Raw genomic sequence first — 25,618 nt, 5'->3', positions numbered from 1 at the left:
CGTCGCAGTTTCCTGTGCCATCCCCGCGACGCGCACGGGGATGGTGCGGCATGAAACGCCTGCGCTCAGTTCTGCGCAAGCAACTGCCTGACGTATTTGTCGATGCTCGCGTTGATTTCGTCCTTGGCGATCTTCTCGGCAAAGAGCAGGTTGATCACGGCGAGATCCGCGCTCGTGACGTTGCGCTGCAGACCGATGCCGACGCCCTGCTTGGCGATGGCCGGCTCCGGAAGGACGGTCGACCAGTCCTCTCCGTTCTTGGTGGTGAAGAGCAGGTTGCTGTCCGCATCGTCGACGAGAATGTCGGCGCGGCGCGACATCAATGCGAGACGCGTGGCGTCATTGTCGGGCAGCCGAAGCAGCGTGGCGCTCTTGATCTGGGTGGAGAGGATCTGTTCCTGCGCCGTGCCCGACATGATCGCGATCGTGATGCCCGGCTTGTCGAAATCGGCAAGGCTCTTCCAGCCGGCTTCGATCTTCGGGTTCGCCTTGTTATGGACAATCGAGACCTGGTATTCCCAGGCGCTGTCCGTAAACGCGATGGCCAGTGCGCGCTTCGGCGTGCGGTTCAGGGCCAGCGAGAGATCCCAGCGGTCCGCCTGAAGGCCGGCGACGATATTGTCCCAGCTCGTGTCGATGATCTCGGGCTTCACGCCGACGACTTCGGCAATCTCCTTGCAGAGATCGATGAAGAGACCGCTGAATTCGCCTGTCGCAGGATCGCGCATGACGTGTGGTGGTGCAACCGCAGCGCCGCAGCGAAGCGTGCCGCGGCTTTGGACCTTCTGCCAGAAGCCGGCATCCTGCGCGACGGCCTGACCCGCCGTCAAAACCATCAGACCACCCACGGCAGCCCATGCCATCGTCTTCAGAAATTTCATCTCGCTCTCCTCTGAGGTCTCCGGAAACTGACGTTCCGGTTGGTAACGACACGCATATTGTCGCTTTAATGTCGACAATGTCAAACGGGATTTTGAGATTTTTTTGCGAGCCCTGAAAACATGATGTTGCTTGGTTATCCCTTGACGGACAGGGGATGTGGCGCTACGCCTATCGCTATTGTCGACAAATGATCGACCAAATAATTCGATAATCAAGAGGGAATTTGCCATGCGCACAGCCCGCATCGGAACCGATATCGGCGGGACGTTCACCGACCTGGTCCTGCTCGACAATCTCGGTCAGACTTTCTACGCCAAGGTGTCGTCAACGCCGTCCGACCCTGGAGAAGCGGTGCTGACGGGCATCCGCCAGCTGCTCGAAACGGCCGATCTCGACGTCGGCTCCGTAACTCATGTCCTGCACGGCACAACCGTGGGTTCCAACACGCTGCTTCAGCAGCAGGGCGCGAAATGCGGATTGCTGACGACGCGCGGGTTCCGGGACGTGCTTGAAATCGGCCGTCTGAGGACGCCGGTCATCTTCGATCTACTGTGGGACAAGCCCGAACCGCTGGTCGCCCGGCGCTATCGCATCGGCATCGGCGAGCGGATGAGTGCGGGCGGCGAGGTGCTTGCACCGGTGGAACGCGACGAGATCATCGCGGCCGGCGAGTTCTTCCGCGCCGAAGGTATCGAATCCGTCGCGATCTGCTTCCTGAATTCCTACCGAAACCCCGAAAACGAACGGGCCGCCGAAGCGATCTTCCGCGAGGCCTTCCCTGAAATCTGGGTGACCTCGTCCGTTTCGGTTCTGCCGGAAATCCGGGAGTACGAGCGGACGTCGACGACGGCGGTCAATGCCTATGTGCTGCCGTCGCTGCGCAAATACCTGCAGCGGCTGGAAACGGGCCTGCGCGGCATCGGGATCACGGCGCCGCTCCTCGTCAGCAATTCCAATGGCGGGCTTGCGGCGGCATCCACGGCACAGGAAAAGCCGGTCTTCTTCATCACGTCCGGGCGTGCGGCCGGCGTCGTCGGGGCAGGACGGCTCGGCGGCTCCGTCGACATGGCCGATCTCATCGCCTTCGACATGGGCGGGACGACCGCTTCCGCCTCGCTCGTGCAGAACGGCAAACTCACGCGCAGCAACGAATATGAGTTCCGCGCCGGCATCTCCACCCCGAGCCGGTTCATCAAGGCCGGCGGCTATCTGATGCGCGTGCCGAATGTCGATGTCGCGGAAGTCGGAAGCGGCGCCGGTTCGATCGCCGCGATCGACGAGGGCGGGCTCCTCCATGTCGGGCCGACGTCGGCGGGAGCCGATCCGGGTCCTGCCTGCTATGGCATCGGCGGCACGAAGCCGACGGTGACGGATGCCAATGTGGTGCTCGGCTATCTTCCCTCGGTGCTTGCCGGCGGGCAGATGAAGCTCGACGTCGATGGCGCCCGCAAGGCGATCGGCGACAAGCTCGCGACCCCGCTCGGCCTCGATGTCGAGGCGGCTGCTGTCGGCGTCCGGGACGTGGCGAATGCCAATATGGCCCGCGCCATTCGAGCGGTGACCGTCGAGCGCGGCGTCGACCCGCGCGACTTCACGCTGCTTGCCTTCGGTGGTTCCGGTCCGGTCCATGCCTGTGATCTCGCGAAGATGCTCGGCATCAAGACAGTTCTTTTCCCCCGTGCACCCGGCGTCTTCACGGCGATGGGCATGCTTGCCGGCAATGTCGAGCGCTATTTCATCCGCGCCTTCCCGGGCCTCCTGCACGCACTCGACACGACGGCAGCAAATGCCGCAATCGCGGATCTCTCCGACGAAGCCTATGCGGCGCTCGCAGGCGAGGGCTACGACCGCAGCGCCATCTCGCTCGCCTTCGAGCTCGACCTGCGCTTCCGCGGCCAGGATTCGGAGGTTCCGATCGCCATTTCCGCGAGCCTCGGCGATGCCGATCAGGCATCGATCCGCCAGCAGTTCCTCGACGCCTATATCGCCCTCTACGGCTATGCCTCCACCGATCAGGTCGAGACGGTCAATATCCGGCTTTCGGCGACGGTCGTCGGCGACATTCTGGATTTCAAGAAGCTGACCTCCAGCCAGTTCGACATCAGGGACGGGGTCATCGATCACCGCGACGTCTATTTCTCGCGCGAGAGCGGCTGGATCAGGACGCCGATCATCGACCGCGCTGCCTTCGACGGCGAAGTCACGGGGCCGGCCATCCTGCAGAGTCCCGATTCCACGATCGTCGTGCCGCCCGGTGCCTCGGCGGCACTCGACGCGGCTCAGAACATTATCGTTTCCCTCTGACGGCAGGTGATTTCATGACCAAGAGACATATCGATCCGATCAGCTTCGCTGTCATCAAGAGCGCACTCGACACGATCGTGGACGACATGGCCTATGCCGTGATGCGTACCGCACGCTCGCCGATCGTTCGGGATATCCTCGACTATTCCGCCACGCTCTGCGATCGCGAAGGGCGCATCCTGACCCAGGCGAAGACGGTGGCGCTCCATCTCGGCGCCGTACCGGACGCGATGGACGTCATTACCAGCCGGTTTTCCGAGACGGCCCGGCCGGGTGACGTCTTCATCCTCAACGACCCCTATCAGGGCGGCATGCACCTGCCCGACATCTTCATGTTCAAGCCGCTGTTCTTCAACGACAGGCTCGAAGGCTTCTCGGTCGTCATCTTCCACCATTGCGATGTTGGCGGGCGCGTGCCGGGCTCGAATGCGGCCGATTCCACCGAGATCTTTCAGGAGGGGCTGAGAATCCCGCCGGTCAAGCTCTATGATCAGGGCACGCCGAACAACTGGATCTTCGATATCATTCGCGAGAACGTGCGCCTGCCCGATCTCGTCATCGGCGATCTCGAATCCCAGCTCGCCACCTGCAATATCGGCGAGCGCGAATATCTGAAGCTCTTCGAGCGCTACGGCTCCGAGACGCTCAACGACTATTTCGAAGAGCTGATGGATTATGGCGAGCAGATGACCCGCAAGGCCATCGCCTCGTGGCCGGACGGCGACTATGAATTCACCGACTATGTCGATGGCGACGGCTTCAGCACGGATGCGATCCCGATCAAGTGCAAGATGACGGTTGACGGCGATCACCTGACCGTCGATTTCGAGGGGACCTCGCCGCAGGTGCGCGGTGCGATCAACCCGACCTTCTCCTTCACGAAGTCGGCCACCTATCTGACCATCCGCTGCGCGCTCGACCAGGACGTGCCGAACAATGCGGGGGTTTACCGCGCGATCACGGTGAAGGCACCGCTCGGCACCATCCTCAACCCCATCTCGCCGGCGCCCGTCGCGGCGCGGGCGCTGACGGGTTACCGGGTCATGGATACCGTAATGGGAGCGCTCGCCCAGGTCGCGCCGAACAAGGTGATTGCCGCGAGCGAGGGCGGCAATACCGTCATCGCCTTCGGCGGCTATGACAAGGCGACGGGCGAGCCCTTCATTCTTGTCGACATGATCAACGGCGCCTGGGGCGGCCGGTTCAACAAGGACGGCGTCGAAGGCGTGACGAACCCGGCGCAGAACCTCTCCAACCTGCCGGTCGAAAGCCTCGAGGCGCGGTATCCGCTGCGCATCGACGAATATTGCCTGCGCGACGATTCCTGTGGCGCGGGAGAATTCCGCGGAGGCCTCGGGCTGGCGCGGCAGTATCACTTTCTCGCCGACGAGGCGATCCTGCAGATCCGCGCCGACCGCTACTACCATGCGCCCTACGGTCTCTTCGGCGGGGAGGCGGCGGCTCTCACCCGCAACCTGCTCGATCCGGGGAGCGAGGCGGAAACGCTTCTGCCCTCGAAGGTCACCCGTCAGGTCACGAAAGGCCTCGTCTATCGCCACGAACAGTCGGGCGGTGGCGGCTATGGCGACCCGCTGAAGCGCAGCCTGCCGCTCATCGCCAAGGACATCGCCAACGGCAAGGTGTCGCGCTCCTATGCGGAAGAGAGACACGCGGTGGTCTTCGAAGGCGACAGCGACCGGATCGACGTTGCGGCGACCGAGGCAAAGCGCCGCGCGCGCGCTGCCTGAACCGATGCGGAGGCGGGCTCGCAAGCGCAGGCCCGCCTTTTCTTGACGCGCCAAAGGGAGAGCGCCTTGGAACGAGACCTTTCACGCTTCGCCATCAATCAGATCACCACGCGGGCCTGGTCCATGCCGCAGGCGATCGATGGCTACGGCCGCCACGGCGTCAACGGCATCGCCGTCTGGCGCGACAAGATGTACGACTACGGCGTTCGGCAGACGGCACGGCATCTGAAGGATGCGGGCATGTGGATTCCCTGTTTCTGCGCGACGGCCTGGATGAACCAGACGGACGATGCCCTGTTTCGCAACACGCTCGAGGAGAACCGTCAGGTCCTCCACGATGCCGCCGAGATCGGCGCGCCGAATGTCGTGTTCGTCACCGGCGGGCCGCCGTCCGGGACGAAGGATATCGAGGGCTTTCGCCTTCGCATGCGCGACGTGTTGGGCGAGCTTGCCGAGACGGCGCGGGCGGTCGGCATCAAGATCGGCATCGAACCGATCCATCCGATGTATGCCGGCGACCGGCATGTGATCAACACGATGCGCCAGACCAATGATCTCATCGACGAGTTCGGCGATGTTCTCGGCATCGTCGCGGACGTCTATCATTGCTGGTGGGATCCAGACTTCGAAAGCGAACTGCGCCGGGCAGGCCCGGATCGCATCCTCACCTTCCACTATTGCGACTGGTTGGTGCCGACCCGCTCGTGGTTCGACCGCGGCATGGTGGGCGACGGGATCATCGATATCGGGCGCTACAAGCGCATTCTCGACGAGATCGGCTATACCGGCCCGTTCGAGCTGGAAATCTTTTCCGATCTCGACTGGTGGCAACGCGATCCGGACGAGACAGTGCGGATCGGGATCGAGCGCTGCGCACCGTTCGTGGCCACCAGGGAGGCTGTTCGATGAGACACGCGGTGATTACCGGGGGCGCAAGCGGGATCGGCGAGGCGACGGCCCGTCATCTGGCGGCGGACCGGATCCGGGTCACGATCGCCGACCGGGATGCGGAACGCGGGTGCGCGGTGGCGACCGATATCATGGCGAGCGGCAACGTCGCGGCCTTCCGGCCGCTGGACGTCAGCGACGACGAGGCGGTGGAGAGACTGGCGTCGGATCTTTTCGCGACCGGCGGCGTGGACATTCTCGTCAATTCCGCCGGCATTCTCCAGAACGCCGTGCGGCTGCACGATCTCGACATGGCGGAGTTCGACCGGATTATCGCCGTCAATCTGCGGGGCACTGTCGTTGCCTGCCGGGCCTTCGGGCGGCGGATGTGTGCGGCCGGATCCGGCGCGATCGTCAATCTCTGTTCGCTGACCTCACTGATCGCCTCGCCGCAGCCGGCCTATGGCATGTCGAAGGCGGCGCTGAAGATCATGACGGAGAGCCTTGCCGCCGAATACGGGCCGGCCAACATCCGGGTCAACGCGGTCGCGCCGGGCTATACGCTGACGCCGGCCATGCAGCAGCGGATCGACGAGGGCGCCCGCAATCCGGACAAGATGATTGCCCAATCGGCACTGCGGCGGCTCGTCTCGACGCCGGAGGTCGCCGAGGCGATCGCCTTCCTCGCCTCCGAGCGTGCCTCCGCGATCACGGGAACGGTCTTGCCGGTCGATTGCGGCTTTCTCGTCGCGTCTGCCTACCAGGCCTACGCGACGCAGCCGTAACGGCCTCTCTCATTCTCGCAGGCTGAAGAAATCGAGGGTGAGGTCGCGCTGCATGTCGAGCATGCCGCCGCCGTAGCGAATGTCGCAACCGATCGCCCCGGCTGCTGCAAGCAGCGGCGTGATACGTGGCTTCATGACGATATCCGCGACGATCATGGCGGGCGAGAGTGCTGTCGTGTCGACGGGGATTGGATCCGTTTCCGGGTGAAGCCCGCAGGGCGTTGCGTTGACGACGATGTCGAAGCCGCGAGGGTCGTTGCCGCCGGCCCTGACACCCACGCCATCAAAGCGTTTCGCAATACGAGCGGCCAGATCGCTGGCCCGGGCCGCGTCAATATCCGTGATCGTGATGGACCGGGCGCCGGCCCTGGCCATGGAAAAGCCGATGGATGCGCCCGCGCCGCCGGCACCGAGCAGCAGGACCGATTTGCCGGCCACCTCCGCGTCACCGCGCATGACGCCAGCCATGAAGCCGGGGCCGTCGAAATTCGCTCCGGTGAGCCTGCCCGTCGCGTCGCGCCGCACCGCATTCACGGCCGTCACCAATTCGGCCGTCTCCTCGCGCGCATCGCAGAGATCGTAGGCGAGTTCCTTGTGCGGAACGCTGATCATGAACCCGCCGAGATTGGCCGTGCGGCGCAGACTGTCCCAGACGGCAGCAAAATCGTCCGGGCGATAGTGCACCGGGATCATCACCGCATCGACATTGTTCTCCTGAAACCAGGGATTGAAGACTTCGGGAGAACGGACATGATCGATCGGGTGGGCGATCATGTAGAAAATCTTGGTCTTGCCGGTGATATTCAACGGAGTTTCGCTTTCGGTTCAAACTTTGTGCTCGACATAATGTCGACATATGATAAACAAATATCAAGCCCGACGGCAAGCCGTCACCAGGCGCAAATCAGAATTTCATCGCCTTGAGGGACAGGGATGCCGATATTGAAGGTCGAAATGCTTTCGGGACGGACCCGCGAGCAGAAACGTGAGCTTGCCAAGGCGCTTACCGCCGAGATGGCGCGCGTGACGGGCAACCGCCCGGAGACGATTCAGGTGATTTTCGCCGAGACGAGCTCGTCCGACTGGGCGACCGGCGGCGTCATGCTGGACGAACAGGGCCACTGAGCAGGAACGGCAATGGCGGACGTCACGATCATCGGCGGCGGCATCATCGGACTGGCCTCGGCGAGCGCCCTGCAGGACCGCGGCTACAGTGTCGAGCTCATCGAGCGCGGCGCGGTCGGCTTCGGGGCATCCTATGGCAATTGCGGCCTGCTGGCACCCGGAGAGGTTGTGCCGATCTCCAAGCCCGGCGTCCTGTCCAGGATCCCGAAATGGCTTTTCGACCCGGAAGGTCCACTCTTCGTGCGCCCGCAGGGTCTCGCCCGCGATCTCACCTGGCTTCTCCGGTTTCTCCGGGCAGGCCGCGTCGATCGCGTCCGCCATATCGCGTCATCGCTCGCCCCGATGATGCGGCGGGTCAATGCCGACTACGCGTCATTGCTCCGGAAGATCGCCCGGCCGGACCTGCTGTCCTCCGTCGAAAACCTGATGCTCTTCAACCACCGTTCGGAATATGACCGCGACCGCTTCACCTGGGATCTGCGGACCGAACTCGGGTTCGGCCACACCTTCATCACGGGCGACGAGGTCCGGAGACTTGAGCCCGCGATCGAGGGACCGGTCACCTGTGGCGTCGTCATGACCGATTGGTTTCATTTTCCCGATCCCTACGCGCTCTCCATGGCGCTCGAAGCGGATATCGTCCGGCGTGGCGGACGCGTTCTCAAGGCGAATGCGGTCGGGTTCGAGCATCGCGACGGACAGATCGGAAAGATCGTTTTCGACACGGGCGAGCGCCTCGATGTCACGCAGGTCGTGCTTGCGGCCGGCGCCTGGAGCGGGCCTCTTGCGAAAAAGCTGGGGCTCGACATCCCGCTTGCGCATCTCAACGGCTATCACGTCCATGCACCCCGTCCGAATGTCGAGGTACGAAGGGCGATCTATTATGCGAGCGGCGGCTTCGTGCTGACGCCGATGGCGACCGGGCTGCGGATCGGCGGGACGATCGAGGTGGCGGGCCCGGACCCGAAGCCGAACTATCGGCGGGCCGACGTGCTGGCGGAGCGGGCGAGGGCAATCTTTCCCGCCCTCGATATCGAAGGCAGCACGCGCTGGATGGGACCGCGCCCCTTCATTCCGGATACGATGCCGGTGATCGGCGCGGCGCCCACGTTCCGGAACGTCACGCTCGCCTTCGGTCACGGCCAGATTGGCCTGACGCTCGGGGCGACGACCGGTCAACTCGTTGCGCAGATCGTGTCCGGCGAAGCGCCGGACGTGAACCTCGCGCCCTACAGCCCGGTGCGTTTCGGCTAGAGATATCCGTTACTTCTTCGGTGCCAGCGACATCTTGGCGGTGACGCTCTGGTCGTAGTAGTCGAGGAACCGGCCCTTGAACTGCATGGCATGTTCATGCGCGATCGCATCGGCATAGTCGAGATCCTTGTCGCGGATCGCCTCGATCATCTGGACGTGATGGACGGCCACTTCCTCGAAGGTCATGTGCTCGGACAGCGCCTGGAATTCGAAATGGAAGTGCAGCATGCGTCGGCCCTCGTCGAGAAGGCGCTTGTAGAACATCTGGAAATAGGCGTTCTTGCCGGCCTCGGCGATCGCCATGTGGAAGTTGAAGTTCGCGTCGATGTTGTAGATCGGGTCGCGCGTCTTCAGGCTCTTGTTGAACGCTTTCTCGAAGTCGCTCTGCATCTTCTCGATCGTGCGCAAATCCGCCGTCGTGCGGAACTGCGCTGCGAGGCGCGTGGTCGCCCGCTGCAGGAGATCGAGGGAATCCAGATATTTAGGCACGTCGCGAAAATCGATCGGTGCGACGATGGTGCTGCGGTTCGGCAGGATGTTGACGAAACCTTCGCTCGAAAGCCGCACGAGCGCCTCGCGAACTGGCGAGCGCGAGAGGTCGAACCGGTCGCTCAGACTGTTTTCATCGATCGGCGAGCCCGGCGCCAGTTCCAGCCGCAGGATCTCGTCGCGCAATTGCGCATAGACCCGGGCGCTGCCCGTGATCTTTTCCGCTTTTTCAGGCGCCGCCCCTTGATCCGCCATGTGGATCCACTCCTCGCAATTCTATCTTCATCCGTCGATAGCATCTCCTTCGAACCGCATCAAACCGGCTGAAATAGCGCTCACCCGTGATTACAATAGGGTCGACATAATGTCGACCCTATTGTAATGTCGCCATCAGCTTTCGAAAGGAAATCCTGATGGCCCATGAACTGAAGACCGCCGCCGCATCGCCCGCAGTCCTGCGCAACGTCCCGCTCGATACGCCGGAGATCATCGAGGCGCGCCGCGACCTTGCGGCGTCCTTCCGCATGGCGGCGAAGCTCGGGCTTCAGGAAGGCATCTGCAATCACTTTTCGGCCGTCGTTCCGGGACATGAGGACCTTTTCCTCGTGAACCCCTATGGCTGGGCTTTTGCCGAAATCAAGGCGTCGCAGCTCCTCATCTGCGACTTCAACGGCAATGTGGTCTCCGGCGAGGGCAAGCCCGAAGCGACCGCATTCTACATTCATGCGCAGATCCACAAGGTCCTGCCACGCGCCACCGCCGCCTTCCACACCCATATGCCGAATGCCACTGCGCTCTCCATGGTGGAAGGACAGCCACTCGTCTGGGCGGGGCAGACAGCCCTGAAATTCTACGGCCGCACGGCCGTCGACGAGAATTACAACGGGCTGGCGCTCGGCAATGACGAGGGCCTTCGCATCGCGAAAGCGATTGGCGATGCGGATATCGTCTTCATGCGCAATCACGGCGTCATGGTTCTCGGTCCCACCATCGCGGAGGCCTTCGACGATCTTTACTATCTGGAACGTGCCGCGGAGGTGCAGCTGAAGGCGATGTCGACAGGCCGCAACCTCCTCCCCATCCCCGATAAGATCGCGCAGAAAGCCTATGAGGAAATGCGGGAAGGCGACCCAGAAAGCGCCCGCCTCCATCTCGCGAGCGTGCGTCGCCAACTGGCTATCGTCGAACCCGATTATCTCGACTAACAACGGCCGCCACACCGCCAACCGCAGCTCGATCCGGCCTGGACCTCGCCAGGCTGCTATCCCTCTTTGCAATGGCGCTGCAATATCAGGACAAAGATGAATAATCCCAGCGCAGTGAGAGCGAAACCGGACCACGCTGTCGAAAGATAGCTCATGCCGGAACCGACCGTGGCGCCGGCAACCCAGGCTCCCAGTCCGTTTGCCACGTTGAGTGACGCCACGTTCAACGCGCCCATTAGGGATGGAGCCTCGGGTGCGAAGCGGATCAGGCGCACCTGGACGGTGGGAATGACGGCCATGATCGACGCTCCGACACCAAACAGGCAGGCGAGGAGCACCACGGGCTGGGCGCCTCCCAGTGCAAGTGCGACCAGAATGCCCAGGGCGCAGCCATAGCCCAAGGTGATGCCAAGCGTGGCAAAACGGTCGGCGAGAACACCGCCTGCTGCATTTCCGACGGTCATCCCGACACCGAACACCGCCAGGGCAACCGGGATCATTCCCGGGGGCAACCCGGCAACCTCGGTGATCATCGGTGCGATGACCGTGTAGACCGCGAAGATGCTGGATACCCCTGTCGCGGCCACTGCCATCAGCCCCCATGCCGCACGGCTGCGCAGAGCGGTAATCTTGGTGCTGACCGGTCGGCCATTGAGCGCTTCGGTCCGCGGGACCCGCAAGTAGATCGCAACTGTTGCAGCGGTCGCCAGCGTGGCGACAGTGGCATAGGCCTCCCGCCACCCCCAGATCTGTCCAATATAGGTCGCTGTCGGGGCGCCGATGACAGTCGCGACGGTTAGCCCAGCCATGACGACGGCAAAGGCCTTGCCACCGTGGCCAGGTCCCACGACGTAGGTCGCGACAACTGCGCCGGCACCGAAATACGCCCCGTGCGGGATACCTGAAATAAACCGGGCAAGCATGAGTGTGGCCAAGTCCTGCGCCAAGGCGGAAAGCACGCTCCCCGCAAGGAATATGGACATGAGCAGCACGAGAAGCGTGCGGCGGTTCATCTGCGCGGCGCCTATGGTGAGGAGCGGCGCTCCGATTACCACTCCCGCGGCATAGGCGCTGATCGCCCAGGTCGCCTGGGGCAACGAAATATTCAAGCTTTGCGAGAAGAGCTGGATGATGCCCATGCTTGCGAAGGCCGACGTGCCGATGGCGAAACTGCCCAAAGCGAGCGCGAACAGCGTCAGCGGCCGATCCCAGGCCCTGTCAGCCGATTCAGGAAAATTCGCGGGGTTGGTCGGGCGGGCAGCCATTTCGCGTGCCCGTCACTGGTCAAGGATCGTCAGGTGTATGACCTCCACTCCCCCCCTCGGCGAGGTCGGGCAACAGCTTGAACCAGCGCTGCACATGTTCCGTCCCATTGTGGGCGTCAAAGGCTTCGCGACTGGCGAATATTTCGTAGAAGACGAAGTGACCGGGCTGCCCGCGGTCCTCATGCAGAAAGTAGAGAACGTTATCGGGCTCGCTCCGCACTTGGGACACCAGAGGGAGCGTCGCCGACCGGAGCTCCTGCTCCTTGCCGGTCTTGGCGCGTACCTGGGCGATCACGGCGATGGCGCCGGACGGCATTGCCTCATATCGGATATCAAGCATTGGAGAGCTCCCTGTATGAAAATGCCCTGGCCGCAGGACCGGGACGCAAAGCCTCAACCGCGCTGGCGGGTGTCTCGGACGGCGTCGAACTTTGCCTTCACAGGCCCCAGAGCCTGCACGAATTCCAGCTGCTCGCCTTCGGGACCCTTGCAGTAGATCAGCCGCCAACCTTCCGACTGGCCTTCCGTGATTGCATTGGAATTGCTGTTCCTCGGAGCGTTGCGACGCTCCTCCTCCGTGGTGACCGTCACAATGCGGTTCGCCCTGACCTGCGCCATTCCGCGCCGCGCGCATTCCGCCTCGAGGTCGGCGATGAACAGATCGAAGTCCACGTCGTCGCCGAGATGGAAACAAATATGCATCATGCGCGGAAAGGCAGGACTCATGTGGCCGAGGGGCTCGGCGAAGGCGGAGCTTCCATCGGCGGGTTGATCCGCATCGCGATACTTCAGCAGTTCGATCACCACATTGTCGAAGCGGATAAAGCGCACGTCCAGGCGCTGGGCGCCGCTCCGGAGGTCCGGAATGCCCATCGTGCGCGGGTTCACTCGTCGTGCACGCGCCTCGATGTCCTGATCGGTGAGCAGTGTGTTGTGAATCCGCTCCCCCTGGAAATCTCCGTCGCGCATAACCTCGGTTCCGCCGAGGACTTCCGTATAGAACGTGTAAGCTCGTTCCATGTCCTGAACCGTCAGGCCGAAGTGTTGAACGCCTTGCAATCGATCACCGAGCGAACTGCGAACACTCATCTTGTTTTCCTCCAATTCAGGTCGGTTATTGCTAAGGACAGCTATTACGCAGAGCTTACGGCTGATCCAAACCCGATGTATTTGCGGATCGTGCGGATCGATTGATCGATTTTGCTACGATGGTGGGACCGGGCAGGATGTCGATCTTCGCGCCTCGGCTGGCGATCAGTTGGTCCGGTGTATCTCGCGGTAGCGGCGCGGCGTGAAGCGGTGATCTTCAGGAAGGCCCGACAGAAATTCGCCAGCCAGCCGATTCCCGCTCGCGCGACGTCTATCGGCGGTGGGCCATCGTCGGCTTGGCCAACATGTGCTCCGCCCGAGACGACATAGACCGTCTCGATGCTTTGCGGCCGAACGCAGTTCCGGACTCCAGCGTCACCATCGGTCTGCAGCATTAGGCCCTCCGGCGTCACGGCGAGGCTTCGACGAGGTCGCCCCGGCGCGAGGTCAAGCGTGTTCGTTTCGATGCAGGAAGTATCACCGCGACAGCGCCAGCTGGCGAGTTAAACGAGGTTAAATCTCGCCGCCCTCTTGGAATACATGGCGGCGGCATCGCGTGCTATTATGCTGGCGAACCTGAAAACAGCACAGTCGAAGCGACATGACGACAGATCTACCGCGACCACCGGGCCGAACCTATGTGTTTGGTCCGTTTCGGCTGATCCCGCAGCGCCAGCTTCTGGTGCATGGCGAGCAGCGCGTGCGCATCGGCGGCCGTGCCCTCGACATTTTGACCGTGCTGGTGGAAAACCCGGGCGAGATCGTAAGCCAGGACGAGCTGCGTTCACGGGTCTGGCCAAAAACCTTCGTCGAGGACGGCAATCTCAAGGTCAACATGGCGGGGCTGCGGCGTGCCCTCGGCGACCGGCCGGCCGGACCCCGCTACATCTCGACCGTGATCGGTCGTGGCTACCGCTTTGTCGCACCCGTCGGAATTTCCGACTCGGCGGAGCCGATCGTCGAAGCCGTGCCCGCTCCGGGGCGCTCTCACAACCTTCCGACCGCAACGGTGCGTATCGTCGGACGCGACCACGCGATCGCATCGATCAATCGCGAACTGGAAAACACCCGGCTGGTGTCGGTCGTCGGCGCAGGCGGCGTCGGCAAGACCACCGTGGCGCTCGCGGTGGCCGAGCAGGCGATCGGGCGCATGCGGGACGGGGTGTGGTTTATCGATCTCGCCGCGCTCACCGACCCTTCGCTGATTGCGAGCGCCATAGCGACGATCTCGGGCCTCACGGCACATTCGGCGAATATGCAGGCGGCCGTGATCGAGTTCCTGCGCGACCGGCAGATGCTCTTGCTGCTCGATAGCTGCGAACACGTCATCGAGCCCGCCGCCGCGATCGTCGACCGCATCCTGGCCGAGGCAGCCGGGGTGCGTATCCTGGCGACCAGCCGTGAACCGCTTCGTGTCAAGGGCGAGCGCGTACGCAGGTTGCCCGGGCTCGGAATACCGGGCGAAACGACAGTCCTGACGGCCGCGAAAGCCATGGGCTTTCCAGCGGTGGAGCTCTTCGTCGAACGCGCCACCGATCGGCTCGAAACCTTCACCCTCAGCGATGCCGAGGCTCCGCTCGTCGCCGAAATCTGCCGAAAGCTGGACGGCTTGGCGCTGGCGATCGAACTTGCCGCGACAAGGATCGATGCCTTTGGCGTCACCGGCCTGCTCGCAAGGCTCGATGACCGTCTGCGGCTGCTCGAAGGGCACAGGGGTGGCATCGAACGTCACCGCACCCTCAGTGCGACGATCGACTGGAGCTACGGGGTTCTCACGCCTTCAGAGCGTCTGGTGATGCGCAGACTCGCCGTCTTCGCGGGCGCGTTCGGCCTCGCATCGGCGATCGCCGTCGCCTCCGACGAGCGCGTCGACAGGGTCGAGGTCGCTCAATGCCTGGCGAACCTGGTGTCGAAGTCGCTCCTCTCGGCGGAAATCCGTGGTTCAGAGATGGAATATCGTCAGCTCGATTCAACGCGCGCCTATGCGCTTCAGAAGCTCGCGGAAGAAGGCGAGATCGAGCAGGCCAGACAACGTCACGCCGTTCACTGCCTCGAACTCCTGGGGCAGGCAAACAGCGACGCCGAAAAGCTTTCGAACGCGGATTGGCTGTCGCGGCACGGGGGCAAGGTCGACGATATCCGCAGTGCCTTGCACTGGGCCCATAATAGCGCGACCGAGGATTCGCTGGCGGTGAAGCTTACCGTCGCGTCGATCCCCTTCGGCAAGCAGGTATCCTTGGTTGAGGAGTGCCGCCAAGCCGTCGAGCTTGTGCTGGAAGAACGTTTTCGGCCGCACCGGAACAGCCGCGACGACCTGCTTTTGAACCTGACGCTCGGCGCAACGCTGCTGCACACCCGTGGACCGCTCGTCCGGGTGAAGATTTCCCTTACCAAGGCGCTGGCCATCGCCGAGGAGATCGGTGACGTCGACCTGCAACTTGAATGCTTGCGCGGTCTGTCCGAATTCGAGCTGTGGACGGGCGATTCGCATTCGGCCATTGCCGTCGCGGAGAAAATGCGGGCGCTGACATCGAAGGGCCAGGCGGCGGCGGCCGGCGATGCCGATGCGCAGACCGGATCGGCGCTATCGTGGCTTGGCGTCCTCGCCGCCGCGCGGCATCGGCTGGAGAGCATCGTCCAGCGTCCGGTCGGACGCCACCTTCGCCCCGACGTCGCGCGGTTCGAGTTCGATCAGCGGCTGACGGCCCGGGGCGCGCTGGCGACGGTGCTGTGGCTGCAAGGTTTTCCGGATCAGGCCGTGGAAATCGCAAGGCGGCAGTTGAGGGAGGCCGAAGCCTCCAATTATGCCGTCTCGCTCTGCTATGCCTTGCTGCACGGTTCGGCCATCATATCGATGTATATCCGCGACTATGAAGAGGCATATCGCTATCTCGACCTCGGCGCCCAGCATGCGACCAGGCACGGGCTGACGATCTGGCGCGCCATGGCGATCGGCCCGCGAAACCGGCTGAACCTCTACACCTGCCGGCCGATCGATCTATCCGCCTTCCGCGATACCCTTGCCGAGGTGCGGGACGGCGGCTTCCGCATGCGATATCCGAACTACCTGACCAACTACGGCGAGGCTCTCGCGCGCCAGGGCGACCTTGAGGGAGGGCTCGCCGCGATCGACGAGGCAATCGCACTGTGCCGGAGCAGTGGTCAGGTCGTCGGCATCCCGGAAATCCTCCGGATCAAGGGCAACACCATCCGGTTCGGCGATCCGGCCGGATGGGAGAGGGCGGTCGACTGCTATCTTCAGTCGATCGAACTGGCGCGAGAGGATCGCGCGCTGTCATGGGAACTGCGGTCCGCGATTAGTCTGGTCAAGCTGTGGCGAACCCGCGGCGGCAGCAGCGGCGCCGAGGATATGCTGCGATCGGTACACGAGAAGTTCACCGAAGGATTCACGACCGGTGATCTCCGCCGCGCGCGCGCCTTGCTCGACGCGAGACCGGCGGTGTGATCGTCGTTTCGGCTTTCGTCACGGTAACTGCGCCCTGAGCGCCGCGATGCCCTTGCGCACGGGCGGCCAGACGATTGCGAAGGCGGCCAACGCCGCAACCAGGCTGACGGTTGCCATCGCGGACTGAAGGGCGCCTTCGCCGCCGTAGACGTGTTCGGCCACCAGCGGCACGAGGGTCGGGCCGAGGCCGATGCCGATCAATGCGGTAACCGCCAGCGACAGCGCGATCGTGGTTGCGCGCATCTCATTCGGCACGCCTTCCTGCATCACGACATGCCCGATCACGTAGCCGCCGATCGAGCCCAGTGCCCAGACGGCGAATGCAAGCGCGGTGTGCTCACCCGTCTCGACGAAGAATACCGCGCAGGCTCCGACAATGGTCAGCGTATAGCAGCCAAGCAGAAGCACCACTCGCGTCTGCACGCCCCAGCGACGGACGAACGCGTCCGACAGCGTGCCTCCCGCCAGCGATGCGATCACGCCGCTGGTGGTGATCGAGAGCGCAAGCAGGCCTCCCGCCTCGAGCGGCGACATGCGGTATATGCGTTGCAGGAGGGTAGGCAACCAGGCGATCAGGGCGTAGTCGCCAACGCCCAGCGCACCCTTCACTATGCATACGCGCAGCACCGTGCCGTTATCGGCGATGAGGCGGGCCGCGACGCCCGAGAGCGGAAGCAGCCCCGAACTGTGGCGGCGCAACGGCTCTCGGATGAGCAAGATGAACGGCACTAGAAGAAAGCCCGGAAGGCCCGCCAGCAAGAAGAGCTGTCGCCAAGGCGAGAGGGCTGCGACCAGCGGTATCGGCTCCAACAGGCCGGCCGTGATCCAGGCCAGCAGCAGGCCTCCGAGAAAGAGCGCGGTGCCTGTGCCGAAGGTCGCGCCCAAGGCGAAGATGCCAAGCGCCGTGCCCCGGTGGCGTGCTGCGAACAGATCGACGATCAGCGATGACGCCGCCGGTATCAGTGCTGCTTCGCCGAGACCTACGGCGATGCGGGCGGCGAGAAAGACTCGAAAGTCGATAGCCAGCCCGCAGGCGATCGTGGCGGCCGACCAGAGGGTTATGCCGGCGATGATCAGGTTGCGCCGGTTTATCGAGTCGGCCAACCGCCCGCTCGGCAGCCCGGCCAGAGCGAAGACGACGGCGAAGCCGGCGCCTTGTAGCAGGCTGATCTGAAAGTCGGAGAGCGTGAGTTCCGATCTGATCGGATCGACGACCAGATTGATGATTAGCCGGTCGGTGAAGGAAATCAGGAGGGCGACGAGCAGCACGCTCACCGCATACCAGCCCGTCATCGTGGAACGATGTCGATCCGCGGGCACGCTGTCATGATCCGTCCGTGCATCGGGCATTTCGGCGTCTCTCGTGTCGGCGAAGCAAGCGGGAGCCCTGTCCGCGCCCAGAAGTGGCATGGACATGAACGGACGGCAAGAGCGCTGCTTTGCGCTTCCGTTCACACCGTGTTATAAGTTTTCCACGGAATACTTATAACGCCCATTTGCATTGGGTCGAGGGTTAGATGAAAACGCTGGATCTGGTTTATTCTACAATGCTTGCGGAACTAGGCCAACGCTCTCTCGACGGCGCTTTCGCAACCGACTTTCCGCTCGATGGCAATTTCGTTTCAATTCCTGTGAAGGATCGACACTATTGGTATTTCGATCAGCCGGGGCAGAAACGTCGGTATGTTGGGCCTGCCGCCGATCCCGAAATAGCAGCTCGTGTGTCAGACTTTCAAGCAATCAAGGACGACATTCGATCCCGCCGAAAACTCGTCTCTACTCTAACGAGGGAAGCCTACCTGCCATCCCCCGAACGCTTGTCAGGTGATGTCGTCGAGGCGATGGCGAATGCAGGCCTCTTTCGTCTCCGTGGCGTCCTGGTCGGAACGGTTGCCTTTGGGTGCTATGCCGGCCTGCTTGGCGTCCGTCTACCAAATGCTTCGTTGCAGACAGGTGATGCGGACTTCGCGCAAGATTTCGCAGTGTCGGCCGAAGTCCTCGATTCCATTCCCCCGATCCTCGATGTGCTGCATGGGGTCGATCCGTCGTTTCGCGCCATCCCACACCAGTCGGGCAAGGCCGGTTCAACGGCTTTCGTCAACCGAAGCGGCTACAAGGTGGAGTTTCTGACAGGAAATAGGGGAAGCGATGAGAATACGGGTAAGCCTTCACCCATGCCTGCCCTCGGCGGCGCGTCGGCTGAACCACTCCGCTTCCTTGACTTTCTTATCTACGAACCCGTGAGGGCGATTGTCCTCCATGGCTCGGGCATTCCAGTTCTCGTACCGGCTCCTCAACGCTATGCGGTGCATAAACTCATCATCGCCACGCGGCGGCTGGCGGATGAAGGTGGCTCTACGAAGTCCCAAAAGGATCTGATGCAGTCGGGCATTTTGTTCGAAGCAATGGCAGAAACAAGGCGGTCTGACGATCTCGCCCTAGCATGGTCAGAAGCGTGGAGCCGTGGTGACGCATGGCGTGAGGCGCTCACGAAAGGTTTAGAACTTATGCCGGGAAAGGCCGCCTCGACCGTGCGCCAAGCGCTCCTGGACGGCTTTGGGCGGCTAAAGGAAAATCCGGAGAAATTTGGGATTCTCTGACGAGGTCATACACGACGATCAATTCCATAGCGGCTATGCGCCCGCACAATCGAAGTTAAATCAGATGCCGATCCAAACCGCCGAACGGAGCGGTGGTTCAGAGATCGCTTCAAGCGCTTAACGGTTCCTGATGAATTTGATCATGTGGTTGGCGAACCAAGACTCAGAATCCACTGGTGCACGGCGGCGGCCCTTGGAGTAAGAGGACGACCTTTCCTGTAGACCAGCAGAAAATCGTTGCTGGTCGTCTGGGCCTCCTTCAACGGGCGCACCAGGGCGCCGCTGGCAACGAGGTCGCCGACGGAATGCTGCCAGCCGAGGCCGATCCCCGCCCCCGACAGCACGGCGTGAACCACCAGGATATAGTTGTTGAATGTCGAGACGCCGCCCGGCAGCGTGTAGTTCAGGCCGTAAAGGGCGAGGAAATCCCGCCATGTCGCGCCTTCGTGATAGTGGCTGTCGAGATGCAGGAGATTGTGGGCCGGCAGATCCGCGAGCGATGACAGCGGCCCGTGCTTTTCGAGATAACCGGGGCTGCAAACCGGAAACATCGTTTCCGCCGTGAAGGGCAGGACCTCGTAGCCCTGCCAGTCCACCCGGCCATTCGTGATCGCCATCGACACGCCGTCTGCCGGCAGGTCGAGTTTCTTGTCGGAATTGTAGAGCTGCATCTCGATGCGTGCATCGTGGCCCGGATAGGTCGATATCCGCGGCAGCAGCCAGTAGGTTCCCACGGTGATCGAGGCGTAGACCTTGATATCGGACGCCGCCGTCGAATGGATCTCGATTGCCGTGCGCTCGATCTGGTCGAGCCCGCTTTCCACAGACCGAAAAAGCTTCTCGCCGTCATCCGTCAGCTGCAACTGGCGATGTTTGCGGTGAAAGAGCGATGCACCCAATCCCGTTTCGAGCTGGCGTATCGCATGGCTGATCGCCGCCGGCGTGACGTTCAATTCCTCTGAGGCTTTGGTGAAACTTTGCAGCCTTGCGGCGGCGTCGAACACGTAGAGAAGGTTCCCCGAAGGAATGAAGCGACGCATGTCTCGCATGAGCTGAATTCATCCAAATGTGAGTTTTTTTGCTAGTCACAGCCGGTCTTCTTTGGACTAGCTCTATCCGACAGTCAAATCCTGTTTGCAGGATACCTAGCTGACCGGGAGAGGGTTGAGGATGGAGATGCTTCACGCGGACGGTATTCGCAAGACGTTCGGCGATCTCGAAGTCCTGCGCGGCGTCAGCCTGACGGCCAACAAGGGCGATGTGATTTCGCTGATCGGCGGAAGCGGTTCGGGCAAGTCGACTTTCCTTCGCTGTCTCAACTGTCTGGAGCATCCGACCGGCGGAGAGATCCGCGTGGATGGCGAGGCGATCGCTTTCAAGCCTGACGGCCACGGCAACAGGGAGCCGGCATCCAAGGCGCAGATGCGCCGCATCCGCGCGCGGCTGGCCATGGTCTTCCAGAGCTTCAACCTGTGGAGCCACATGACGCTCCTCGAAAACGTCATCGAGGCGCCGGTTCATGTGCTGGGCGTCGACCGCAAGCAGGCGGTCGACGAGGGGCTGCGGCTGCTTGAGCGCGTCGGCCTTTACGACAAGCGCGATGTTTATCCGGCCTTTCTCTCGGGCGGCCAGCAGCAGCGCGGCGCCATTGCCCGGGCCCTGGCGGTGCAGCCGCTCGCCATGCTGTTCGACGAGCCGACCTCCGCGCTCGATCCCGAACTCGTCGGCGAGGTGCTGAAAGTCATCCGCGAGCTTGCCGAGGAAGGCAGGACGATGATCCTCGTCACCCATGAAATGTCCTTCGCGCGCGACGTCTCCAACCAGGTCCTGTTCCTGCACGGCGGCGTCGTCGAGGAAGCCGGAGCGCCGGCAGAGGTTTTCGGCAACCCTAAATCCGAGCGCCTGGCCCGGTTTCTGGGAAGCTTCCACTAACAGTGCAAAAAAAGGGGAATGACATGAAAAAATACATGTTTGCAATGATGGCCGGCGCCCTGCTCGTCATGGGCGGCACGGCGCATGCCGAAAAGACACGGGTCGGCTTCGCGCCGGAAGCCTACCCGCCCTTCTGGGTCGCGGATGCGAACGGCAACTGGACGGGCTGGGAAGTCGAGATCATCGATGCCGTCTGCGCCGAGGCCAAGCTCGATTGCGAGCGCGCGCCGGTCGCCTGGGAAGGCATCATTCCCGCGCTGCTGGGCGGCAAGATCGACATGATCATGAACTCCATGCGCATCAACGACGAGCGTCGCAAGGTCATCGATTTCTCCAACAAGTACTACGAGGTTCCGACCGTGGTCGTCGCGGCCAAGTCGGCGACCATCGACACGACGCCCGAGAGCATGGACGGCAAGATCATCGGTGTGCAGGTCTCGACGGGCCAGCAGGCCTATGCCGAAAAGAATTTCGGGGCGAATGCATCCGAAATCCGTGGCTACAACACCCAGGACGAGGTTTATCAGGACCTCGCCGCAGGCCGCATCGATGTCGCGATCGACGGTGTGGTCGCCATGAACGAATTCCTCAAGTCGGCCTCCGGCGCGGAATGCTGCGAATCCAAGGGGGTTCTCAAGCGCGATCCATCGACGCTCGGAGAGGGTTATGGCGTCGGCCTGCGCAAGGGTGACGATGCGCTCAAGGCGAAGGTCAACGATGCCATCGCCGCCATTCGCAAGAACGGCACCTATGACGCCATCACCAAGAAGTACTTCGACTTCGACATCTACGGCGGCGACTGAGGCTCAGGCCAAGTTCGCTTTTCCAAGGAAGATGCTGGAGAACGACGATTAAAGAACTGTTCGACATGATCTGGTCTCCCGCCGCCGGCAGCATCGCGCTGCTGACGACGGGAGGATGGGGAAGCGCCATGCTCGTCGGCCTGGCGCGCTCCCTCACCATCGCGCTCGGCGCCTTCGCCCTCGGGCTGGTGATCGGTATCGCCGGTGCGCTGGGCAAGCTCTCCGGTGGTGCCGTGACGCGCCAGGCCCTCGACCTCTACACGACGATCGTCCGCTCGGTGCCCGAGCTCGTGCTGATCCTCATCGTCTATTTCGCCGGTGCCGATTTCATCAACGGCATTCTGACGGCCCTCGGCCAGGCGAAGATCGACTTCAACGGCGCGATTGCCGGCATTGTCGTGCTGGGTGTGGTCCAAGGCGCCTATTCCACCGAGGTCATCCGCGGCGCCATTCTTTCGGTTCCGCGCGGCCAGATCGAAGCGGCGCAGGCCTATGGCATGTCCTCGTGGCTGACCCTTCGCCGCATCACGCTTCCCGCCATGTTGCCCTTCGCGCTGCCGGGGCTTTCCAACCTCTGGCTGATTGCGATGAAGGATACCGCGCTGCTAGCCGTTCTCGGCTTTGGCGAACTGACGCAGGTCACCCGTCAGGCGGCCGGCACCACCAAGGCTTATTTCACCTTCTTCTTCGCGGCCGGCTGCATGTATCTGCTTGCCACGATGGCCTCCAACCTGCTGTCGCGCCGGCTTGAAGCCCGCGCGACAAGGGGTGTGGCCCATGTCTAGCCTGCTGGATGCGACCGTCCGTGAAGCGCCGGCCCGCGACCGGCGTCGGTGGCTGGATGCCAGAACACTGACGCCCGTCATCGCCGCGCTACTCTTCGGCGCTTATGCGGCGCTGCAGATGCGCTGGGACTGGCTCGGCGATTATTATCCCCTGCTGCTGCGCGGCCTGGGCATGACGGTGCTTCTGGTTGTCGTCACCAGTTCGCTCGGCATGCTGCTGGCCATCCCCATCGGCCTCGTGCAGGTCGTCGGCCCGAAATGGCTGGCGCTGCCGGCGCGCGCATTCTGCACTGTCATTCGTGGAACGCCGCTGCTGCTCCAGCTCTGGCTGCTCTATTACGGGCTCGGTTCGCTGTTTCCGCAGTTTCCCTGGATCCGTGACTCAGCCCTCTGGCCGATCCTGCGGCAGGCATGGCCGTATGCGTTCCTGGGGCTGACCCTTTCCTATGCGGCGTATGAGGGCGAAGTCTTTCGCGGGGCGTTCAAGGGCGTGCCGAAAGGCCAGCTCGATGCGGCCAGGGCCTACGGCATGTCGGGGTTCCTGATGTTTCGCCGCATCTGGCTGCCGCAGGCCTTCAAGCGGGCGATGCCGACCTTGGCCGGCGAAACGATCCTCCAGCTCAAGGCCACTCCGCTGGTGGCGACGATCACGGTCATCGACGTCTATTCGGTGGCAGCCCAGGTGCGCCAGCAGACATACCTGACCTACGAGCCTCTTCTTCTTATTTCCGCCATCTATATTCTCATGGCGGTGGTGATCACAAAGGTCTTCGCTCGGCTTTCCGGGCCGGGCCAGGACAACACCGCCTTCCGCAAATCCTGATTTCAAAGAGCAATGCAATGCCACTCACTCTGGCCAAGAGCCTGAAAGCGCGACTTCGCAGCGACCAGCCCGTTTTCGGCGCATGGGTCGGCATCCCCCATCCCATAGTCATCGAACTAATGGCGCGGTCGCAGTTCGACTTCCTGTTGCTCGACGGCGAGCATTCGCCCATCGGTGTGCAGGATCTCGGCAGCCTTCTGCCTTCGGCCGAACTGCACGCAACGCCCACCATCTTCCGGCCGCGGTCGAAATCGGCCGCAGACATCAAGGCGGCGCTGGATGCGGGCGTATCGGGCATCATGGTGCCGATGATCGAGACGGCCGAGGAAGCCCGGGCCATCGTCTCCGCCAGCAAATACGCGCCGGCCGGGGTGCGCGGCATCGGCCCGTGGCGGGCATCCGGCTACTACGAGGGTTTCGAGGCCTATCTGGCCGATGCCAACGATGCGACGACCGTGATCCTGCAACTCGAAAGCGCCAAAGGCCTCGCCAATCTGGAGGACATTCTGGCCGTGGACGGGTTCGACGTGCTGTTCGTCGGACCCGCGGACCTCGCTTCGTCGCTCGGCCTGCCGATCGGCCGCTTCGACGGCGAGATGCGCGATGTGCTGAAGCGTGTGGCCGATGCCGCAAAACGGGCAGGAAAGCTGGCGGCGATCGACGTGTCGGCCGTCTCGGCCATTCCGGATCTGGTCGAGATGGGCTATTGCCTCTTCACCATCGGCTCGGACATGGGGTTCATACAGGCATCGGGCCGCGGGCTGGTCAGGGATTTGGCAGCGTTTCGACAGGGCAGGGCATATGATCGATCTTGAGGACGCAAGGCAAATCGTCGGGGCGCGCAATGTGATCGACGCGGCGGCGTTGCGCGACCGGCCACAGGATTTCTGGATCAACACCCCGACCCGGGCCTTCGGCCTCGTGAAGCCCGCCGACACGGGCGAACTCGCAGCACTTCTGGCGCTCTGCCACAAGCATTCGCAGGCGGTCATCTTCGAGGGTGGACGCACAAACCTCGTCGGCGCCACGCAATCCGACGCCGAGACCTTGCTGATCTCGCTCGAGCGCCTCAACCATATAGGCGCCCCCGACCGCAAGGGCATGACGATCGAGGTCGGTGCCGGCGCGGTCGTCGAGGCCGTCCAGCAGCGTTGCACGGCCGAGGGCCTGCGTTTCGGTCTCGATTTCGGGGCGAGGGGTAGCGCGATGATCGGCGGGGCGCTCTCCACCAATGCCGGCGGGTTTCAGGCCCTGCGTTACGGCGTGGCGCGCGACCAGGTTCTCGGACTGGAATGCGTGCTTGCCGACGGCACTGTGCTGAGCCACCTGACGCCCTATACCAAGGACAATACCGGCTACGACCTGAAGCACCTCTTCATCGGATCGGAAGGCACGCTCGGCGTCATCACGCGGGCCGTACTCAAGCTGCATCCCGCGCCGCGCTCGGTCAACACCGCGCTGCTCGCCTTCGAGACCTTCGATGCGGTCGCCGAGACGCTTGGGATGATGCGCCGCGACCTGCACGGCACGCTGTCGTCGTTCGAGATCATGTGGGCGGAGTTTTTCCATTTCAATGTCGATGCGCTTCTGGGTGGCCGCTCACCGATCGAAGGCCGGTTTGCCTATTACATCCTTTGCGAATCCGAAGGGTTTGAGCCTGAAGAGGATGCCGCGCTTTTCGAACGGGTGGTCGGCCTGGCGCTGGAGGGCGGTCTCATCGCAGATGCGGTGATCGCGACCTCGTCGCGCCAGCGTGCTGAGCTCTGGAAAATCCGCGAAGATTTCGAAGCCGAGATGCAGCTTTTCACGACAATGATCGACTTCGATGTTTCTCTTCCCGTGGCAAGCATGGAGGCCTTCGTCAACGACGTGCAACGCCGCCTCGATGAAGAGGTGCCCGATAATCTCGGGCTGCACGTCCTCGGTCATTTGGGCGACGGCAACCTGCATGTCACGACAGGCCTGCCGACGCCGGAGGGCAAGGGCGAGGTCCGCGCGCTCGTCTACGCGCTCATCACCGGCTATAGCGGCTCGATTTCCGCCGAGCACGGCGTCGGCGTCGCCAAGCGCGATTATCTGCATTACTCGCGCACGCCGGCCGAGCTCGCCACCATGCGCCTTCTGAAAAGCGCACTCGACCCGAAGGGTATCCTCAACCCGGGCAAAGTCATCTGA

General features: G+C 62.8%; 23 protein-coding genes. 15 read left to right on the top strand and 8 right to left on the bottom strand.

Going from position 1 to position 25,618, the window contains the following annotated elements:
* Positions 1-65: 65 nt before the first annotated feature.
* Positions 66-881, bottom strand: coding sequence for a transporter substrate-binding domain-containing protein (locus tag VGN93_RS10435; protein ID WP_413818640.1), 816 nt, complete (start codon positions 879-881; stop codon positions 66-68).
* Between the two features lie 229 nt (positions 882-1,110).
* Here VGN93_RS10435 and VGN93_RS10430 point away from each other — a divergent pair, with 229 nt between their 5' ends.
* The 4 genes from VGN93_RS10430 to VGN93_RS10415 all read left to right on the top strand — a co-directional run bounded on the left by VGN93_RS10430 (position 1,111) and on the right by VGN93_RS10415 (position 6,607).
* Positions 1,111-3,186, top strand: coding sequence for a hydantoinase/oxoprolinase family protein (locus VGN93_RS10430; RefSeq protein WP_327507455.1), 2,076 nt, complete (start codon positions 1,111-1,113; stop codon positions 3,184-3,186).
* Between the two features lie 14 nt (positions 3,187-3,200).
* Positions 3,201-4,934 carry a hydantoinase B/oxoprolinase family protein gene (locus tag VGN93_RS10425; protein WP_327507454.1) on the top strand — a complete coding sequence of 578 codons (1,734 nt, stop codon included), beginning with the start codon at positions 3,201-3,203 and terminating at the stop codon, positions 4,932-4,934.
* Positions 4,935-5,000: 66 nt separating this feature from the next.
* Entirely contained in the window at positions 5,001-5,843 is an 843-nt protein-coding gene (locus VGN93_RS10420; protein ID WP_327507453.1) for a sugar phosphate isomerase/epimerase family protein, read from the top strand.
* Positions 5,840-6,607 carry an SDR family oxidoreductase gene (locus VGN93_RS10415; RefSeq protein ID WP_327507452.1) on the top strand — a complete coding sequence of 256 codons (768 nt, stop codon included), beginning with the start codon at positions 5,840-5,842 and terminating at the stop codon, positions 6,605-6,607. The genes VGN93_RS10420 and VGN93_RS10415 overlap by 4 nt, the downstream gene beginning before the upstream one ends.
* 9 nt (positions 6,608-6,616) lie before the next feature.
* Here VGN93_RS10415 and VGN93_RS10410 read toward each other — a convergent pair whose 3' ends face one another.
* Entirely contained in the window at positions 6,617-7,414 is a 798-nt protein-coding gene (locus tag VGN93_RS10410; RefSeq protein WP_327507451.1) for a shikimate dehydrogenase, read from the bottom strand.
* A 126-nt stretch (positions 7,415-7,540) separates the two neighbouring features.
* On the opposite strand from VGN93_RS10410, the gene VGN93_RS10405 reads away from it, so the two are divergent.
* Positions 7,541-7,732, top strand: coding sequence for a tautomerase family protein (locus VGN93_RS10405; RefSeq protein WP_319316613.1), 192 nt, complete (start codon positions 7,541-7,543; stop codon positions 7,730-7,732).
* 12 nt (positions 7,733-7,744) lie between these two features.
* Positions 7,745-8,986: an NAD(P)/FAD-dependent oxidoreductase gene (locus VGN93_RS10400; RefSeq protein ID WP_327507450.1), complete on the top strand. Its 1,242-nt coding sequence runs from the start codon at positions 7,745-7,747 to the stop codon at positions 8,984-8,986.
* Positions 8,987-8,995: 9 nt separating this feature from the next.
* Here the strand turns inward: VGN93_RS10400 and VGN93_RS10395 are convergent, their stop codons facing one another.
* Positions 8,996-9,730, bottom strand: coding sequence for a GntR family transcriptional regulator (locus VGN93_RS10395; protein WP_327507449.1), 735 nt, complete (start codon positions 9,728-9,730; stop codon positions 8,996-8,998).
* A gap of 158 nt (positions 9,731-9,888) precedes the next feature.
* Here VGN93_RS10395 and VGN93_RS10390 point away from each other — a divergent pair, with 158 nt between their 5' ends.
* Complete coding sequence (locus tag VGN93_RS10390; protein WP_327507448.1) at positions 9,889-10,680, top strand: aldolase; 792 nt, start codon at positions 9,889-9,891, stop codon at positions 10,678-10,680.
* Positions 10,681-10,736: 56 nt separating this feature from the next.
* Here VGN93_RS10390 and VGN93_RS10385 read toward each other — a convergent pair whose 3' ends face one another.
* Genes VGN93_RS10385 through VGN93_RS10375 form a run of 3 tightly spaced genes read right to left on the bottom strand, consistent with a single transcriptional unit; the run spans position 10,737 to position 13,034 of the window.
* Complete coding sequence (locus VGN93_RS10385) at positions 10,737-11,945, bottom strand: MFS transporter (protein WP_327507447.1); 1,209 nt, start codon at positions 11,943-11,945, stop codon at positions 10,737-10,739.
* A gap of 19 nt (positions 11,946-11,964) precedes the next feature.
* Positions 11,965-12,285 (bottom strand): putative quinol monooxygenase, encoded by a 321-nt coding sequence (locus VGN93_RS10380; protein WP_327507446.1) that lies wholly within the window; start codon positions 12,283-12,285, stop codon positions 11,965-11,967.
* A 53-nt stretch (positions 12,286-12,338) separates the two neighbouring features.
* Positions 12,339-13,034, bottom strand: a complete 696-nt coding sequence (locus tag VGN93_RS10375) for a VOC family protein (protein ID WP_327507445.1) — start codon at positions 13,032-13,034, stop codon at positions 12,339-12,341.
* Positions 13,035-13,635: 601 nt separating this feature from the next.
* Between VGN93_RS10375 and VGN93_RS10370 the strand changes: the two genes are divergently transcribed.
* On the top strand, positions 13,636-16,500 hold the full coding sequence (locus VGN93_RS10370) for an ATP-binding protein (RefSeq protein ID WP_327507444.1): 2,865 nt from the start codon (positions 13,636-13,638) through the stop codon (positions 16,498-16,500).
* Between the two features lie 18 nt (positions 16,501-16,518).
* Here VGN93_RS10370 and VGN93_RS10365 read toward each other — a convergent pair whose 3' ends face one another.
* Positions 16,519-17,850 carry an MFS transporter gene (locus VGN93_RS10365; RefSeq protein WP_327507443.1) on the bottom strand — a complete coding sequence of 444 codons (1,332 nt, stop codon included), beginning with the start codon at positions 17,848-17,850 and terminating at the stop codon, positions 16,519-16,521.
* Between the two features lie 167 nt (positions 17,851-18,017).
* On the opposite strand from VGN93_RS10365, the gene VGN93_RS10360 reads away from it, so the two are divergent.
* Positions 18,018-19,100 (top strand): nucleotidyltransferase family protein, encoded by a 1,083-nt coding sequence (locus VGN93_RS10360; RefSeq protein WP_327507442.1) that lies wholly within the window; start codon positions 18,018-18,020, stop codon positions 19,098-19,100.
* 140 nt (positions 19,101-19,240) lie between these two features.
* Here the strand turns inward: VGN93_RS10360 and VGN93_RS10355 are convergent, their stop codons facing one another.
* Positions 19,241-20,149 carry a LysR substrate-binding domain-containing protein gene (locus tag VGN93_RS10355; protein WP_327507441.1) on the bottom strand — a complete coding sequence of 303 codons (909 nt, stop codon included), beginning with the start codon at positions 20,147-20,149 and terminating at the stop codon, positions 19,241-19,243.
* Between the two features lie 121 nt (positions 20,150-20,270).
* Between VGN93_RS10355 and VGN93_RS10350 the strand changes: the two genes are divergently transcribed.
* The 6 genes from VGN93_RS10350 to VGN93_RS10325 all read left to right on the top strand — a co-directional run bounded on the left by VGN93_RS10350 (position 20,271) and on the right by VGN93_RS10325 (position 25,618).
* Positions 20,271-21,032, top strand: a complete 762-nt coding sequence (locus VGN93_RS10350; RefSeq protein WP_327507440.1) for an ABC transporter ATP-binding protein — start codon at positions 20,271-20,273, stop codon at positions 21,030-21,032.
* Positions 21,033-21,055: 23 nt separating this feature from the next.
* Positions 21,056-21,835: a transporter substrate-binding domain-containing protein gene (locus VGN93_RS10345; protein WP_319316578.1), complete on the top strand. Its 780-nt coding sequence runs from the start codon at positions 21,056-21,058 to the stop codon at positions 21,833-21,835.
* A 65-nt stretch (positions 21,836-21,900) separates the two neighbouring features.
* Positions 21,901-22,620, top strand: coding sequence for an ABC transporter permease subunit (locus VGN93_RS10340; RefSeq protein ID WP_327507439.1), 720 nt, complete (start codon positions 21,901-21,903; stop codon positions 22,618-22,620).
* Entirely contained in the window at positions 22,613-23,443 is an 831-nt protein-coding gene (locus tag VGN93_RS10335; RefSeq protein ID WP_327507438.1) for an ABC transporter permease subunit, read from the top strand. Before VGN93_RS10340 ends, VGN93_RS10335 begins: the two co-directional genes overlap by 8 nt.
* Before the next feature lie 17 nt (positions 23,444-23,460).
* Positions 23,461-24,258: an HpcH/HpaI aldolase family protein gene (locus tag VGN93_RS10330; RefSeq protein ID WP_327507437.1), complete on the top strand. Its 798-nt coding sequence runs from the start codon at positions 23,461-23,463 to the stop codon at positions 24,256-24,258.
* Entirely contained in the window at positions 24,245-25,618 is a 1,374-nt protein-coding gene (locus VGN93_RS10325) for an FAD-binding oxidoreductase (RefSeq protein ID WP_327507436.1), read from the top strand. The genes VGN93_RS10330 and VGN93_RS10325 overlap by 14 nt, the downstream gene beginning before the upstream one ends.

This window comes from Shinella sp., from assembly GCF_035998705.1.
Lineage (GTDB): Bacteria > Pseudomonadota > Alphaproteobacteria > Rhizobiales > Rhizobiaceae > Shinella.
Note: the sequence above shows the minus strand (reverse complement) of the source record. Positions and strands in the feature narration are given on the sequence as shown.

What these genes read in the sequence shown, in the direction of transcription:
- VGN93_RS10395 (WP_327507449.1), bottom strand. Translation starts at nt 9,730, where the DNA reads ATGGCGGATCAAGGGGCGGCGCCTGAAAAAGCGGAAAAGATCACGGGC.
- VGN93_RS10375 (WP_327507445.1), bottom strand. Translation starts at nt 13,034, where the DNA reads ATGAGTGTTCGCAGTTCGCTCGGTGATCGATTGCAAGGCGTTCAACAC.
- VGN93_RS10345 (WP_319316578.1), top strand. Translation starts at nt 21,056, where the DNA reads ATGAAAAAATACATGTTTGCAATGATGGCCGGCGCCCTGCTCGTCATG.
- VGN93_RS10360 (WP_327507442.1), top strand. Translation starts at nt 18,018, where the DNA reads ATGAAAACGCTGGATCTGGTTTATTCTACAATGCTTGCGGAACTAGGC.
- VGN93_RS10390 (WP_327507448.1), top strand. Translation starts at nt 9,889, where the DNA reads ATGGCCCATGAACTGAAGACCGCCGCCGCATCGCCCGCAGTCCTGCGC.
- VGN93_RS10435 (WP_413818640.1), bottom strand. Translation starts at nt 881, where the DNA reads ATGAAATTTCTGAAGACGATGGCATGGGCTGCCGTGGGTGGTCTGATG.
- VGN93_RS10430 (WP_327507455.1), top strand. Translation starts at nt 1,111, where the DNA reads ATGCGCACAGCCCGCATCGGAACCGATATCGGCGGGACGTTCACCGAC.
- VGN93_RS10365 (WP_327507443.1), bottom strand. Translation starts at nt 17,850, where the DNA reads ATGCCCGATGCACGGACGGATCATGACAGCGTGCCCGCGGATCGACAT.
- VGN93_RS10425 (WP_327507454.1), top strand. Translation starts at nt 3,201, where the DNA reads ATGACCAAGAGACATATCGATCCGATCAGCTTCGCTGTCATCAAGAGC.
- VGN93_RS10400 (WP_327507450.1), top strand. Translation starts at nt 7,745, where the DNA reads ATGGCGGACGTCACGATCATCGGCGGCGGCATCATCGGACTGGCCTCG.
- VGN93_RS10335 (WP_327507438.1), top strand. Translation starts at nt 22,613, where the DNA reads ATGTCTAGCCTGCTGGATGCGACCGTCCGTGAAGCGCCGGCCCGCGAC.
- VGN93_RS10340 (WP_327507439.1), top strand. Translation starts at nt 21,901, where the DNA reads ATGATCTGGTCTCCCGCCGCCGGCAGCATCGCGCTGCTGACGACGGGA.
- VGN93_RS10405 (WP_319316613.1), top strand. Translation starts at nt 7,541, where the DNA reads ATGCCGATATTGAAGGTCGAAATGCTTTCGGGACGGACCCGCGAGCAG.
- VGN93_RS10380 (WP_327507446.1), bottom strand. Translation starts at nt 12,285, where the DNA reads ATGCTTGATATCCGATATGAGGCAATGCCGTCCGGCGCCATCGCCGTG.
- VGN93_RS10355 (WP_327507441.1), bottom strand. Translation starts at nt 20,149, where the DNA reads ATGCGAGACATGCGTCGCTTCATTCCTTCGGGGAACCTTCTCTACGTG.
- VGN93_RS10350 (WP_327507440.1), top strand. Translation starts at nt 20,271, where the DNA reads ATGGAGATGCTTCACGCGGACGGTATTCGCAAGACGTTCGGCGATCTC.
- VGN93_RS10415 (WP_327507452.1), top strand. Translation starts at nt 5,840, where the DNA reads ATGAGACACGCGGTGATTACCGGGGGCGCAAGCGGGATCGGCGAGGCG.
- VGN93_RS10325 (WP_327507436.1), top strand. Translation starts at nt 24,245, where the DNA reads ATGATCGATCTTGAGGACGCAAGGCAAATCGTCGGGGCGCGCAATGTG.
- VGN93_RS10370 (WP_327507444.1), top strand. Translation starts at nt 13,636, where the DNA reads ATGACGACAGATCTACCGCGACCACCGGGCCGAACCTATGTGTTTGGT.
- VGN93_RS10330 (WP_327507437.1), top strand. Translation starts at nt 23,461, where the DNA reads ATGCCACTCACTCTGGCCAAGAGCCTGAAAGCGCGACTTCGCAGCGAC.
- VGN93_RS10385 (WP_327507447.1), bottom strand. Translation starts at nt 11,945, where the DNA reads ATGGCTGCCCGCCCGACCAACCCCGCGAATTTTCCTGAATCGGCTGAC.